The organism is Bradyrhizobium sp. UFLA05-125, assembly GCF_059803515.1.
Window position 1 is genome coordinate 23,867 of the sequence record NZ_JBANBJ010000017.1, and the last position, 13,633, is coordinate 37,499.

Consider the following 13,633-nt stretch of genomic DNA (forward strand, 5'->3'; position numbering starts at 1 on the left):
ACCTTGCTAGGTGTGATTAAGTTGGAGCCAGGGCAGTTGCTCATTGGCGAAAAAATGTTTGCTCGGTTGCAGCTCCGCCGCCCGATCGAAGGCGCCGACGTGATAATGCGTCTCCGTCGGGAAATGCACGGTAGCGCAAGTCAGCGTCGAGCCGCAGCGGGCGCAGAAGCCACGCGTGGTTCCTGGGCTTGATTTGAACGTGGTGATGGTGCCCTCGATCGTCGTGACAGCGTCGTTCTCGAACCCGACGAACACGCTGACGGGGGCGCCGGAATGGCGGCGGCAGCTTTCGCAGTGACACCAGAAGACTCCCTTCGGCCGACCTCGCGCCTCGAAGCGCACCGCCCCACAAAGGCAGCGTCCTGAAAAGGTCTCGTTCATTGTCGTGCTCCGGGCCGGCCTTCCATGGCGACGAACACTATCGCCCCCGAGAGGAAAGTGAGCGCGCCGATCGCTCCGATCGCCCAGGTCATGCCGAACAGGTCGGCGATGATGCCGGCCGACAGCGCCCCGATCGCGTAACCGAGATCGCGCCAGAAGCGGTAGACGCTGAGGGAACGTGCGCGCCAGCTTGGATGCGAAGCATCGGACACGGCGGCGATCAGGCTCGGGTACACCATGGCCGTGCCAAGTCCGAGCAAGAGGCTGCCGACCAGCCACCATTCGAAATGGCTTGTTGCGGCGGTCAGGAATAAACCCGCCGCCTGCACCCACATGCCGGCCACGATCAAGCCCTTGCGGCCCCAACGGTCGGAAAGAGGGCCCGTGGCTATCTGCAGGATGCCCCAGGTCGCGGGATAGACGGCCTTCAGTATGCCGATCCGGTCGACTTGGAGGCCAAACGAGGCGAAGAACAGGGGAAAGATTCCCCAGCTCATCCCATCATTGAGATTGTTGACGAGCCCGGCCTGCGACGCGGCGAACAGATTGCGGTCCGCGAACGACGTGAGGACGAAGATCTCCTGGAAGGTGAGCGGAGACGCTTGACGCGCGTGCGCCGCAGTCTCCAACCGGACGTGCTCCCGGGTGTCGTGTACAAGCAGAATCGACAGAGCGGCGCCGAAGACGGCGTAGGCTACGCCGAGGTAGATCGGTGCCGGCCGCAGTCCGTACTTCGAGGCAATATATCCGGTGAGGAAGGCGGTCACTCCAACCGCGAGATAGCCGGCGAACTCGTTCAAGCCGACCGCAAGCCCGCGCGACTTCGGGCCGACGAGATCGATTTTCATGATTACCGTCATCGACCAGGCAAGACCCTGGTTGATGCCGAGAAGGGCGTTTGCTGCGATGACCCATCCCCAACTCGGCGCCCACATGATCATGAACGGCACCGGCAGCCCGACGATCCAGCCGAGAATCAGAACGCGTTTGCGTCCCCAAGCGTCGGCGAGTTGGCCCGAGACCAAGTTGGCGCACGCCTTCACGACGCCGAAGCTGACGATGAACGAAACGACGAGGGTCGTCGAACTGATCTTGAACTCTTCGGAGCCGATCAGCGGCACGACCGTTCGCTCGATTCCGACCATTCCGCCGACGAACGCGTTGATCAGGACGAGCAAGGCAAACTGCGGCCAGTTCTCTTTCAGCCCCAGTCGGACGGATGGGACAGTCTGTGGTCCGGTTACAGCCTCGGTCATGAGATCAGGCCGCGGCCGCCGCCGTGCCTGAGTTTGCCGCCCTGATCTTCGCGGCTTCCGGTGGCGCCGGCGGAATCTCGGCGACCATGAACCGGACAAACTCGGCTTCGTTCTCGATCGTGAACGCCTGATTGTGCCGCTTCTCGAAGCCGATTGCGGACGATGGCTTGCCGCTCAGGCGGCGACCGCAGACCGAGCCCGCATAAGCGCCCGGCAGCACCTCGACGTAGTCTGGAAGCTCCTTCAGCCTACTCACGCTTCGGAACAGTTGCCTGGCGCCTTCCTCCGCGCTCACGGCAAGTTCGGTGCGGCCGAGATCGCCGACCATGAGCGTGTGTCCGGTGAAGACGAACCACGGTTCGTTGGCGCGCGTCCGGTCCGTCACAAGGACGCAGATGTGCTCGGGCGTGTGGCCGGGCGTGTGCAGCACGGTGGCGGAGACGTTGCCGAGCGGAAGTACATCGCCGTCGCGCACGCCTTTGTAGGGAAACGATACGCCAGCCTCCGTCGAGAGCACGTACTCGGCTCCCGCTGCGGCCGCGAGTGCCCGGCCCGCCGACAGGTGATCGGCATGGACGTGGGTGTCGATGACGTAGTGTATCCGCATGCTGGCATTGTCGGCGGCCTGCAGGTAGGGCTGAATATCGCCGACCGGATCGACGACCGCACCAGCGGCCTTGCCGCCGCAGCCGAAAAGGTAGGAGATACCGACTGGATCGCTATGCAAGAACTGGCGGAGAATCATGGACTTGCACTCCCTCGTGAGAAACGCTAGATACATTCAATCGATCTGCTGAATGATATATTGAAGGAGCGCCGTGTCAAGCGCGGGACCCAAACAGGCGATCTATGAAAACCTTGCCCAGGTGGCGCAGGCGCTCGGCCACGCTCACCGGCTTGAGCTTCTGGAGCACCTTGCGCAGGGGATACGCACGGTCGAGGAGCTGTCGGCTCGGGCACATCTGACGTTCGCCAATACGTCGCGGCACCTGCAGATCCTCAGGCGGGCGCGTCTCGTCGAGACCGAGCGTCGCGGCAAACACATCCTCTATCGTCTCGCCGGAGATGCCGAAGTGGTCACGCTGATCAAAGCGCTGGGGCGCGTCGGTGAACGGAATGTCGCCGAGATCGGTCGTGTTGTGACCGATTACTTCCAGGCACGTGATGCGCTTGAGCCCGTCTCGCGTGACGATCTGGTCGCGCGATTGCGGGACGACCTCGTTACGTTGCTCGACGTGCGGCCCGAGGATGAGTTCGCGCTTGGCCATCTACCGGGGGCGCTCAACATTCCACTGGCCGAACTGGAAAGACGTTTGGGCGAGTTGCCGAAAGGTCGTGAAGTGATCGCCTACTGTCGTGGGCCCTATTGCGTGCTTTCGTTCAAGGCCGTGGCGGCGCTGAGGGCCCGCGGTTATCGCATTCGCCGTCTTGAGGACGGTTACCCGGAGTGGAAGGCCGCAGGCCTGCCGACCGAATCCGCGGCTTGAGACAACTCGTCAGGTGCATCATGGATGATAAGCCTCATCGCGCGGAACCCGCGTGGCCGATCGTTGGCGTTAAGGATCACGCGGCGCCCTCGGTGTTCCGACCTGAATCCCTGTTGAGGGAGGCGCGCCGGCAGAGGCGGTTGCCGCTCGTCGCTGTGCCCGAAATCTGCGTGCTCGATCCGGACGGTGACGTCGTCCGCCACCTTAAGCGGACCGGCGCCGGCCGGATGCACGAAGGCTGGGCCTGCTACCACACCGAACTCCTTGCCTTCGATCTCGACGGCGTCGGCGAGGTCGGAATTGTCGGCTGCGCGGTCGGCGCCCCCTTCGCCGTCCTGGTCGCCGAGCAGCTGTTTGCGTCGGGCTGCCGGCTGCTGGTCAGCGTCACCTCGGCTGGCCAGATCAATGCCATAGGACCGACTCCCTATTTCGTGCTGATCGACCGCGCGCTGCGCGACGAGGGGACGAGTTATCACTACCTGCCTGGCTCGGCTTTCGCCGCGGCACCCGACGTGTCCCTTCTGGATCGCGTCGAGCGGGCGGGCCGTTCGCTGCCGGAGAAACTGCATCGCGGCTCGACCTGGACGACGGATGCTCCCTATCGCGAGACCGAAGCGGCGATCTCGCGAGCGCGCGATCTTGGGACTCTCGCCGTGGAGATGGAGGCCGCAGCGCTCTACGCTTTCGGCACGACGAGCGGCAACTCGATCGTCTGCTTCGCTCACGTCACGAACTCGATGGCGCAGACCGAAGGCGACTTCGAGAAGGGCGAGGCGGACGGCGCCAAGGCCACGCTCGCCGTCGTTGCCGCTGCGGCGCGGGGGTGGCGAAGTTCCGGGTCATGACCTGCCTTCGGTATGCGAAAGCTTGGCTACATCTCCATTTGACGCAATCATCAGTCTACGCTAATCATTAGTGATGACTAATGATCTGACGTCGGCCAGCCATGCCTAAAGACAGCGTTCAATTGGCCGCTCTCGGCGATCCCACTCGCAGACGAATTTTCGAACTGGTGGGCACGCGGCCTCGGACTGTCGTTGAGCTCACTCGAGAACTGACGGTCTCGCAGTCAGCCGTCTCCCAGCATCTGAAGGTGCTGCGCGAATCTCGTTTGGTTCGTGCCGAGCCAAAGGGAGCCAGCAACATTTATCACATCGATCCAGCGGGGCTCGGCCAGATGCGCGCCTGGCTTGACCGGTTCTGGAGCAGCACACTGGCGGCCTACAAAGTGGCCGTCGAAAAATCAGTGGAGGACCAGCAATGAATAAACGTGTATCGGCCGCGCCCATCAAACAATCTATCGTGGTCGAGGCGCCTATCGAGCGCGCGTTCAAGGTCTTCACTGAAGATTTCGGGAGCTTCAAGCCTCGCGAGCACAATCTGCTCTCCGTCCCCATCGCAGAGACTGTATTCGAACCCCGGGTTGGGGGACACGTTTATGATCGAGGTATCGATGGCAGCGAATGCCGCTGGGCGCGTGTGTTGGCTTTTGATCCGCCAGATCGCGTGGTTCTAAGCTGGGACATCAGCCCGCGCTGGCAAATCGAAACCGATCCCGACAAGACCAGTGAGTGGGAGGTGCGGTTCATCGCCGAGACGCCGAGCCGGACGCGATTGGAACTGGAGCACCGTCACCTCGAACGTCATGGCCAAGGTTGGGAAGGCGTGCGCGACGGCGTTGAGGGTGATCAGGGTTGGCCGCTCTATCTGAAGCGGTACGCCGAGCGTATTGCCCGCGAGGCATGATGCTCGCGTGTCCCATGCGACGTGATCGGAATTTGCGGAGTTCTGTATGGCAGCCTACTCGTTTAGCATTGTCGGAGTGCTCTTCCTTTGCCTCCTTTCAATTGGGCTGGCGGTCTATTCAGGATCGTCCAAAGGCAGGGCCGGGGCACTCTCCGGGCCCGTCCTGCCGTTGGATGACGACAACTTGCTGTACCGGATAGATCGCGTTCACATGAACACGGTGGAGGCGCTGACGCCTTTTGTGGTTCCGGCTGTATTAGCTATGATGGTGGGGGTAGGACCCGCCACGCTTGCAACCCTCGTTTGGATCTATATCGCAATTCGTCTAATCCACGTTGCGGTCTATTTACGCGGCGGCAACGCCGCCAAAGGCGGCAGCATCAGAACCATTCTCTATGTTTCAGGTGCGCTCGTTACCATCATTCTCATTGCCGTATCTATCGTGGCTGCCATCCGCTAGGATATCGACACTGGGCCGCCTGACCACGGCGTTAATTTCGGTTCTGGACCTAGGCGCCGGTTACTCGGAAGAGCGAACATGGGGAAGACGCTACGGGCCAGCGCTGTCATACTTGTTGCAGCGCTGATCGCCGGTCACGCCGGCGCGGCCGATATCAGTTATCTGGCGCCGCCCGGCCTCCCGGCTGCGGAATTTCCCGCACCGCAACGTCCCGTCGCGCCGATCGTCAGTCCCACCCGCGAAGTGCGCCGGGACTCTCTCGATGAAAGCGGTCAAATCGCCCGCATCCTTGAACTTAAGCCCGGTATGACAGTCGGTGATATCGGCGCCGGCAGCGGTTACCATACCCTTCGTCTCTCTCCACTCGTTGGCCCCACAGGCTCGGTGATCGCGGAAGATGTTACGCGCGACTATTTGGTCGAGCTTGGCGAGCACGTCGCGCAGCTGAAGCTGTCAAATGTGAAGTTGGCGCTGGGTGAACCACACGATCCGCGGCTGCCTGCCGCTTCGCTTGATGCGGCCATTCTGGTGCACATGTACCACGAGATCGCCCAGCCCTATGCCTTCCTCTACAATCTCGCACCTGCCCTGAAATCTGGCGCCAGGATCGGGATTGTCGACCTTGAGCGTCCGACGGAACGGCATGGCACGCCGATCGAACTGCTGCGCTGCGAACTCTCCGCGGTAGGCTATCGCGAGATCGTCACGCATCAACTCGCGGGCGACAGCGGATATCTGGCGGTGTTTTCACCGCCGCAAGATGCAAGCCGCAAGTCGCCTCATGAAATTGTTGCTTGCGCGGCTCACTGACCGCCAACTGCCGCTATGCGCCTTCTTACGCCGCACTACGTTGCCGAGCGAAATCGAGTTGGAGACGGCGTTGTTATCGATGAGCGACCATTGGTGGATAGGCTTTGTCGGAGGCAAATTGCGTTTTATGCGTAGCTCAAACGGTAGGTTTTGCTCTGGGAAACTCGAAAATGCTATAATTTCCAATGAGGATTGACTGACACTCTCTCCGCCACCCAGCCGAAGCCATTTCGTACTTCGACGGGGAGAAAGGCCGATAATCCGGCCGTTTCCCTGCATTTTTCTCGCCAGAGAAATCCCGTTGCCGATCTAATTAAGCATTCGATAGACCCGGAGAACCGAAGATTTCCGCCACCAACTGCGAGGTCAAGGCCTATTGGGTCACAGTGGACTTGTGTCATGACCGACAAAACCAATGATCTTTCCATTCTCGACTGTGACCACATGAGCCCACCGATTTTCGTATCGTTGGCCAGATTTTCGAGCGATGGCATCCGTGCGTCCGAACACGACAACATTGCTGCGCTCGGTGATGTACTCGGAAGGTTCAAAGGTTTTTATGTCCAATGAGTCTCCCAGGATTTGGAAAAACGCGCCGACCTGTTCAAGTCCCTTTCGTTCACCGGCCCAGGGCACGGGGCCGTAGTACTTCCAATCGACACCAGGGCTGAGGGCATTGAGAACAGATTGAATGTCGCCTCGCTGGAATGCGTTATAGACAGAACGTACAAGGTTGGTGTTGTCAGTCATCTTGGCCTCCCGTGATCGTGTTCTCGCCAGATGGAAAAATGCGATTCAATGTTACCGCGCAATTTGTGCACTCGGCGCATATCGAACCTACTGCTCAAGCTGTGATCGTTGTCTTCAGAGTAGGCCTAACGCGACGAGTGACGGTCATACGATGAAATCGCTCGTGTGCAGCAGCAACGGCTTCCCACTCAGCATTACGACAGCATCGTTGTTCGCATCGTACCCGGGCTGGTTGTCATTGATGATGACGTAAGTGCCGGCATCCGTTCCGCTTTTGATGGTGACTTCGGCGGCTCCATTCGCCTTCAGATTGGTCATCGTGAGAACGCTCGCGAGATCTGCGGCAAGACTACCAGTGCCAACCGACTTCACGATGCCGGTGCTCAGATCAATAACATTATGCCCGATCTGAAAGTTATCGACACCGGGAGTGAAATCGGTGATCGTATCGAACGCCGCAGCCTGCGAGTTTGCCAGGGTCTTGAATACGAACGTGTCGTTTCCGCTGCCACCCGTTAGCGTATCCGCTCCTAAGCCGCCGTCGATCACGTTGCTGGCCGCGTTTCCTATGAGCCTGTCATTTCCGGACCCGCCGGTCACGTTCTCCACGCCCGAGATCGAGCTGAAACCTGTTGCGATCGAGTTTGGCAGATTGACCGTCACGCTTGAGGTGGTTCCGGTGTAGCTCAGAGTGTCGGTACCGGCACCAAGATCCAAATTAGTCTCCTCGACGTTCGTAACTGTGCCACCCTCCAGTATCAAACCGGCTGCCGACACAGTGACGTGGATCGTCTCGTTAGCGGTCGTGCCCTTAATGTTAAGAGTGTCTTTTCCGCTGCCACCATCGATCGTGTCCGTACCGTCGCCAACTGCATAGATAAAATTGTCCTTGCCGTCACCACCAAAGAGCTGGTCGTTTCCGGGTCCGCCAATCAGCGTGTTACTGCCCGAACCACCAGTGAGCACGTCCTCCTCATTCGTGCCGGTGATCGTCGCCGCATTAGAGGTCAGAGATACGCCAGCGACATTGGTTACTGTCACCGAAATCGCCTGCGTGTCGAACCCTCCGTTGCCATCGGAGACTTGAACCGTCACATCGTACACGTTGTTGCCCCCGGCGTCGGTCGGATTCTCATAATTGGGAGCATTGACAAACGCGAGCGCGCCGGTTGTCTCGTTAATCGTGAATAGCGTATGGTCCGGGCCACCGGCGATCGAATAGCTTAGTGTTTGGCCAGCGTCCGGATCGGTTGCCGTCACCGTCATCACCGCCGTGGCGTTCTCCTCAATCGAAACCGCCGCCGTCGCGGTCGCCGCTGGCGTCCCCGCGCCATCCTGATAGCCTTGTTGGACCTCGGCTTGCGACAATGCGCGGTGATAGATTGCCACACCGTCAAGCTGACCGTCGAAATAAACTCCCTCCGCCCGCCCGATTGACAGCGGCGCGGCAACATCCGGAATGGCTATTGCTTCGTCTGCCGAGCCGACAAGTTGCCCATCGACATAAAACTGGTAAGACGATCCTGTCCTGGTGATATCGAACGAGTACCACTGTCCAAGGGTCGGCTCAAATGGTGCGGCAATAAAGAGGTACTCTCCAATGTCTGTGTTGACGTGGAAGCCAATGCTCCCGGTAAAGAATTCAACGAACCATTTATTCCGTGCACCAGCGCCTTCATCTTGCCCTATCGCAAGATCCCCGGCGGCATTGGGGGTGGAGTTAAAATTGGCCCAGAACTCGATTGTGAAGTCGCCGCTTCCCAAATTCCATTCGGATGAATCGGGCACGCTGACATAATCCGAGGATCCGTTGAACTGCAGGGCATTGCCGGTCTCTCCGGGCACGTAAGTGGCGCCAATAATCGTCCCGTCGTGACCGCCTTGCTGATCGTGCGCGATCGGACCGCTGGTCTCATCGAAGGAGTAGAAGGCAACCAACGCAGTGTCGCCCGATGTAATGCTTGGAGGCTGATTGGGAAGTGTCATGGACATTTCTCCATCGGCAAGGTCAAGCCAGCCATCACCGTTGAGCTCTCAGATGGCGGCTCCATAGGGCTGTGACGATCGAGCTAAGGCTGGGACGAGCGAGCTAATATGTTCTAGTAAAGCCGAGTGTTGTAATATCTTTCTCCTTCTCCTGCCGCGCAGCGGAGCGAAAGCAATACTTCCATGAAGTTAAATACGACGGCTCTCATCGCCGCCTGGAGAGGATGGCAACCGTGTTCAAATACTTATTCAGAAAGACGGAAGTTCAAGGGCCTGCCGATGGCACCAGCGCTGCCACTTTGAAGAAACGGAGAGTTCGGTACATCGCCGTTTAACGGACAGCAGATGGCAAGCAACGCTTGCCTTCGCCTATGCTCTCGGTTTTTGGGAAAGACAAAATTGGGCATATTGTCGCATGTAGCCACTGCAACAGGGGAATGTTCTCTAGTCAGAGGTGCTGAGGAGGTCAGCAACCCCTTCGTTGCCATGCAGGCCGCCATGCTTGCGTCCATGCGTCTCGCTCCAAACTGAGATTCAAAGAAGTAACCAAATGATGGCTGGCTTTCCCCGTCGCGACACATTGGGCGAAGCGGAATTTTTGTCGTGACCGAAGCAGCTAGTCATTCCAAAGAGCCCATCCTCAATCAGATGATGGCGGGCGATTTCGGCTCCAGGTTGCATTTCGCGTAACAGGAACGGCGTTGTCGGCATCATGTCAGGAGCAGACCAGCTTCCTCGCTAGGCCTTTGCACTAAACACCTAGCCAGTCACGAGGCACGTGGCCGCCCATCGGGTGGGTTCCAGTGTCGCGCGGCTAGGCGACTGCACGCGGAGAGGCCGAGAAATCCCGTCCCTCTCGCCTACCGAGAGCACCTGAGCCGCAGCGGTCGAGCAACTTTTTTTACAGATTCTCTCCCTCCGCCGGCATGAAGATGTAGGACATGCTCATTCCCGTGATGTGCAGCCTCACCCAGTTTGGTCGCGCCTTCCGCCATAGGGGGTCGATCCCTCCAGCCGCTGTTGGGCGTACCGCCAGATTTAACGCATGGGCGCGCCGGCGCTTGCTGGGCTATTCCGCAAGATGGGATCCGGAGCATACATGAAAAAACAAAGGTCCGGCGCGCACACCGGGCCTTTGTCGTTCAGGACTTGCCGTAGATCGACCTGCCGTTGGCGTCCTTGACGATCTCGCCCTTGCTCAGAGCCGCACCCACCCAACACCCCCCACACCGGGGTGCGCTGCGTTGACGCCTTCGCCCGGATGGACGGCTTCGACGACGCGCTCCACATGGGGCGGTTCTTTATAAAGCTTCACGGCACCGAGCCCTTCCGGGGCGTATTGATGCGCTGGTAGAGCGTCGTCAGTTTTTCCACCCCGGCACCCAAGCAACACCCACCCACACCAGGGGACCTTGTGCGATGGGCGTACGCTTCTCGGGACCGGCTGCGATGGGTGTACGGTCGGCGCCCCCGACGACTTTCTGTAGTTGCGTGTCGTCCAGCTCCGGCCTGAATGACGGTGTCACGTGTGCCTGTATCTTGGTCATGCTTCTCTCCTGTCTCGCGCCTTGCACGGCCTAAGTTTCTCGAGCGTCTTAGCTGGTCACATCGTCAAGGACCGTGACCTCCGTCGCCACTCGAGGGCGACGGTCACGGCAGCCAGCAGCAAAAAGACCGGCAGCGAGATTTGGTTCTTTTGTCTCTCGGACAGCGGAGGCCGCGGCGGTGATGCCGAGTGTCGGTTTAGCCACACACACGCAACCACCATGCCGATGAAGACGCACAGGATGCTGGTGCTGAGCGCGGTTGACTGATCTTGGATCCGCATACCGAAAAACAGATAAACCACTCGATTCCATATATTTTCCTGAAGGAAAGTAATCAGCCTGAGTTGAACGCGTCTTTCGGACGAGGAGCGCTTGGCAACCCGCCGCGGGTCTATCGGAGATGCGGCCGCAGCGGATTGCGCGTCAGTCTGTCGGCGGGCCGCTAGTTTGCCGAAACACGCGACGTCAACTCGCCCGCCCTCATTCCGCAGCTATCGAGTCCCGGCTGGTCGGAAGCGGGATGGCGGAACGGAAGACGTTGTCGGGGTCGTAAAACCGTTTGACCCTGGCCAGCCGTTCGGCGTTGGGGCCAAAGCTTCCTGCCGCACGGTCAGCGCCGTCTGGTCCAAGCAAATTCGGATACCCGCCTGGAAGCGCGATCGTGTCGAAAGCGTGCCGCGTGTCGCGAACCCACTGTTGATGCCGGCGCTCTTCCGATCTGTCCGCCCGATCGGGACACGAAGCGATAAATTCGATCATCACATGATCGCGGCGAAGGCCGAACGCCGTTGCTTCCACCGGTACGCGCAAAGCCGCGCCTCTGAACTCGTGACTCACGATCGCGCATCCGGACGAGACGGCCTTGGCCATGGACTCGACAAGAAGGTCGACGCTGACGCTGTCGAGCGCTGGTAGCGAGCACGTTTCCATGAAAACCCGCCGCCCGTTCACGATATGCGGGTCGAACACCGACAACGACGTCCCGTAGCGAACCGCATCCAGGGAGTTGACGAGCAGCGTTCCGAGTTCAAGCAGTGGTGCGATATGCTCATCGCCCTGGCCCTGCCTGCCACTCCATGTCGGCACCAGCATGATGACCGGCACGCCGTCAGGGCCGGCAACTGCACCGACCTGAACGGTCAACTCGTCGGGCATGGCGGAGACAGTGTCGGCAAAGCGCCGCAAGACCGTTCTGGCCTCCGAAAACGGATAGATCAGCATGCCGGACACGACGTTGGGCAGCTCGTGCAGACGAATGCGCATCATGGTTACGACGCCAAAATTTCCGCCGCCGCCGCGCAGTGCCCAGAACAAATCCTCGTCGCGGCCATGTTCGGCAGTAACGATGCGTCCATCCGCCAGGACAATTTCAGCGGCAAGCAGATTGTCGAGCGCCAGCCCAAATCGGCCGATCAGCGGGCCATAACCGCCGCCTAGGGTGAGCCCCGCCATACCGACAGGACTGCACGAGCCCGTCACGGCCGCTAGGCCGAGCGGATCGGTTACCGCGAGAACGTCCGAGGTGCGTGCGCCTCCCGCAACCTGAGCGATAGGCCCGACGGAGTTGACGGTCGCGCCGTTCATGCCGCTGACGTCAATGACCAGCCCTTCGCATAACGCGCGGCCGGCCCAATCATGGCCTCCGCCACGGACTGACAACGGGAGCTCGCAGTCGCGGGCGGTTAGAATTGCTGCCCGCACATCTTCGGGTGTCCGGCAGTGAGCCACCGCGCGTGGCATGCGGCCGTCCGGTTTGGCCCAGATCGCCGTTGCTGCGGCGTACGGCTGTTGGCCGGGCCTCGACAATCGGCCCGACATTTTTCCGGCCAGGCGATAAAGTTTGCTTTCGATCAGATCCTTCATTGCTCTTTCTCCTCGTGGCGGCGCGAACGCGCATGCGCCGTGCGCGGTGATTTGGAGAGAGCGGGGCAAATCGTCTTGAAGGAAGCTGCTCTTCGAGGGCCTGGCCAGCGACTGTTGAATTGCCTGGAGATTGGTTGCCTACGCTTTGGCGTTGGCGCGGAGGTGCTCCGTCGCCCGCACCATCACATCATGCAACCAGTCTTGCGAGGCGTCGCCTTCGTGGCGCTCATGCCAGAGCAGGCAGACTTCCAACCGGGTGGTGGGATAGGGAAGCTCGTGGATCGCAATCGGGATGTTGCGGGCGAAGGCATCGGCGAGCGGACGCGGAATGATTGCCGATATCCCTGGACCGTCCAGAAAGCCCGGAAGCGCGAGAAAGTGGGGCAGAGAGATGGCGATCCTCGGCGCCTGCTTCGAAGCGGACATTGCGCGTTCGAACGAGGCGCGGTCGAACATTTCGGATCGCCGTGCCAGCCCGCGTTCGGAGATGAAACCCTCGACAGCGCCCTCTTGTTCATCTGCGAATGAAACGACGATGATGGGAATCTTGGAAAGGATCTCGGTTGTGACCACGCCGAGTCGCTGCGACGTATGCGTGATGAGAACATCGTCGTAGTCGAATAGAAAATCGGATTTGAATCGTGCAGGCGTTCCCCGGAAGGTGCCGATGGCAGCGTCGATTCTGCCGAGATCGATCTGTTCCGCAAGGTCGATCCGGGTGACGGGCTTGATCGCGAGGTCGACGTAGGGAGCTTCCGTTCTCAGCACACTCAGCAGGCGCGACGCGAGGACCATCGTCGTAAAATCATTCGCTGCGATCGTGAATCTCCTGCTGGAGGTCGCGGGTTCGAACCGCGGCAACTCGATTGCAGCCTCGAGGGATTTGAGGGCCTCCCTGACCATCCCTGCCATAGCCAAGGCTCGCGCGGTGGGTTGCATTCCCGTAGTGGTTCGAATGAACAATTCGTCGTCGAGCATCTCCCTCAGGCGCGCCAGCGAGTGACTGACCGCCGATTGGCTGAGGTTAATCTTTTGGCTGGCTCGGAGGACACTGCGCTCCTCCATGACTGCGTCAAAGACGCGCAGCAGGTTGAGATCGAGCGTGTTGAACGAAGCGGTCATCTTGGATCCGAGTTTAGCGGCATCAATAGATCGCCGATCTCCAGCAGCAACGGTTCCTTATGGTCGATTTCCTTCGACATATTAGAGATCTAGGCCAAAATTTCGATCCCCTTCGGCTCAGCGCCTTTGGCCGGTATTGCCCGCCGTCGGAAGGGCAGCGGGCCAATCGAACTGCACAGCGCGCATTTTCATCCTGAAATCGTTTCACTTCCGCAGTGCCTCATT

14 protein-coding genes are annotated in these 13,633 nt (G+C 59.9%); 6 read left to right on the plus strand and 8 right to left on the minus strand.

Annotated elements, in window-relative coordinates:
• Nucleotides 1-6: 6 nt before the first annotated feature.
• From SO156_RS17435 to SO156_RS17445, 3 genes are read right to left on the minus strand one after another with little or no spacing between them, the layout of a single operon-like run.
• Nucleotides 7-381 (minus strand): GFA family protein, encoded by a 375-nt coding sequence (locus tag SO156_RS17435; protein WP_458146097.1) that lies wholly within the window; start codon nt 379-381, stop codon nt 7-9.
• Nucleotides 378-1,637, minus strand: coding sequence for an MFS transporter (locus SO156_RS17440; RefSeq protein WP_458146096.1), 1,260 nt, complete (start codon nt 1,635-1,637; stop codon nt 378-380). The genes SO156_RS17435 and SO156_RS17440 overlap by 4 nt, the downstream gene beginning before the upstream one ends.
• 4 nt (nt 1,638-1,641) lie before the next feature.
• The gene (locus SO156_RS17445; protein ID WP_498535656.1) at nt 1,642-2,382 is read right to left on the minus strand and encodes an MBL fold metallo-hydrolase; all 741 of its coding nucleotides are present in this window, start codon (nt 2,380-2,382) and stop codon (nt 1,642-1,644) included.
• 73 nt (nt 2,383-2,455) lie between these two features.
• On the opposite strand from SO156_RS17445, the gene SO156_RS17450 reads away from it, so the two are divergent.
• The 6 genes from SO156_RS17450 to SO156_RS17475 all read left to right on the plus strand — a co-directional run bounded on the left by SO156_RS17450 (nt 2,456) and on the right by SO156_RS17475 (nt 6,140).
• Nucleotides 2,456-3,124, plus strand: coding sequence for an ArsR/SmtB family transcription factor (locus SO156_RS17450; RefSeq protein WP_498535657.1), 669 nt, complete (start codon nt 2,456-2,458; stop codon nt 3,122-3,124).
• Between the two features lie 140 nt (nt 3,125-3,264).
• Nucleotides 3,265-3,969, plus strand: a complete 705-nt coding sequence (locus tag SO156_RS17455) for a nucleoside phosphorylase (protein WP_458146093.1) — start codon at nt 3,265-3,267, stop codon at nt 3,967-3,969.
• Between the two features lie 101 nt (nt 3,970-4,070).
• Nucleotides 4,071-4,388, plus strand: coding sequence for an ArsR/SmtB family transcription factor (locus SO156_RS17460; protein WP_458146092.1), 318 nt, complete (start codon nt 4,071-4,073; stop codon nt 4,386-4,388).
• Entirely contained in the window at nt 4,385-4,870 is a 486-nt protein-coding gene (locus SO156_RS17465) for an SRPBCC family protein (RefSeq protein ID WP_458146091.1), read from the plus strand. The genes SO156_RS17460 and SO156_RS17465 overlap by 4 nt, the downstream gene beginning before the upstream one ends.
• Nucleotides 4,871-4,916: 46 nt before the next feature.
• A complete protein-coding gene (locus tag SO156_RS17470) occupies nt 4,917-5,330 on the plus strand; it encodes an MAPEG family protein (protein ID WP_458146090.1) in 414 nt (137 codons plus the stop codon).
• Nucleotides 5,331-5,408: 78 nt separating this feature from the next.
• The gene (locus SO156_RS17475) at nt 5,409-6,140 is read left to right on the plus strand and encodes a class I SAM-dependent methyltransferase (RefSeq protein ID WP_458146089.1); all 732 of its coding nucleotides are present in this window, start codon (nt 5,409-5,411) and stop codon (nt 6,138-6,140) included.
• Between the two features lie 381 nt (nt 6,141-6,521).
• On the opposite strand, the gene SO156_RS17480 is transcribed toward SO156_RS17475, so the two are convergent.
• From SO156_RS17480 to SO156_RS17500, 5 genes are all read right to left on the minus strand, one after another.
• Nucleotides 6,522-6,890, minus strand: a complete 369-nt coding sequence (locus SO156_RS17480; protein ID WP_498535658.1) for a nuclear transport factor 2 family protein — start codon at nt 6,888-6,890, stop codon at nt 6,522-6,524.
• A 144-nt stretch (nt 6,891-7,034) separates the two neighbouring features.
• The gene (locus tag SO156_RS17485) at nt 7,035-8,876 is read right to left on the minus strand and encodes a LamG-like jellyroll fold domain-containing protein (RefSeq protein ID WP_498535659.1); all 1,842 of its coding nucleotides are present in this window, start codon (nt 8,874-8,876) and stop codon (nt 7,035-7,037) included.
• Nucleotides 8,877-10,237: 1,361 nt separating this feature from the next.
• A complete protein-coding gene (locus tag SO156_RS17490) occupies nt 10,238-10,423 on the minus strand; it encodes a hypothetical protein (RefSeq protein WP_458146086.1) in 186 nt (61 codons plus the stop codon).
• 480 nt (nt 10,424-10,903) lie between these two features.
• The gene (locus SO156_RS17495; RefSeq protein WP_498535660.1) at nt 10,904-12,286 is read right to left on the minus strand and encodes an FAD-binding oxidoreductase; all 1,383 of its coding nucleotides are present in this window, start codon (nt 12,284-12,286) and stop codon (nt 10,904-10,906) included.
• 138 nt (nt 12,287-12,424) lie between these two features.
• Nucleotides 12,425-13,408 carry a LysR family transcriptional regulator gene (locus SO156_RS17500; protein WP_458146084.1) on the minus strand — a complete coding sequence of 328 codons (984 nt, stop codon included), beginning with the start codon at nt 13,406-13,408 and terminating at the stop codon, nt 12,425-12,427.
• Nucleotides 13,409-13,633 lie beyond the last annotated feature (225 nt).

Coding starts and splice junctions, on each gene's coding strand:
- SO156_RS17465 (WP_458146091.1), top strand. CDS start 4,385: ATGAATAAACGTGTATCGGCCGCGCCCATCAAACAATCTATCGTGGTC.
- SO156_RS17500 (WP_458146084.1), bottom strand. CDS start 13,408: ATGACCGCTTCGTTCAACACGCTCGATCTCAACCTGCTGCGCGTCTTT.
- SO156_RS17490 (WP_458146086.1), bottom strand. CDS start 10,423: ATGACCAAGATACAGGCACACGTGACACCGTCATTCAGGCCGGAGCTG.
- SO156_RS17485 (WP_498535659.1), bottom strand. CDS start 8,876: ATGACACTTCCCAATCAGCCTCCAAGCATTACATCGGGCGACACTGCG.
- SO156_RS17475 (WP_458146089.1), top strand. CDS start 5,409: ATGGGGAAGACGCTACGGGCCAGCGCTGTCATACTTGTTGCAGCGCTG.
- SO156_RS17440 (WP_458146096.1), bottom strand. CDS start 1,637: ATGACCGAGGCTGTAACCGGACCACAGACTGTCCCATCCGTCCGACTG.
- SO156_RS17435 (WP_458146097.1), bottom strand. CDS start 381: ATGAACGAGACCTTTTCAGGACGCTGCCTTTGTGGGGCGGTGCGCTTC.
- SO156_RS17480 (WP_498535658.1), bottom strand. CDS start 6,890: ATGACTGACAACACCAACCTTGTACGTTCTGTCTATAACGCATTCCAG.
- SO156_RS17445 (WP_498535656.1), bottom strand. CDS start 2,382: ATGATTCTCCGCCAGTTCTTGCATAGCGATCCAGTCGGTATCTCCTAC.
- SO156_RS17470 (WP_458146090.1), top strand. CDS start 4,917: ATGGCAGCCTACTCGTTTAGCATTGTCGGAGTGCTCTTCCTTTGCCTC.
- SO156_RS17460 (WP_458146092.1), top strand. CDS start 4,071: ATGCCTAAAGACAGCGTTCAATTGGCCGCTCTCGGCGATCCCACTCGC.
- SO156_RS17495 (WP_498535660.1), bottom strand. CDS start 12,286: ATGAAGGATCTGATCGAAAGCAAACTTTATCGCCTGGCCGGAAAAATG.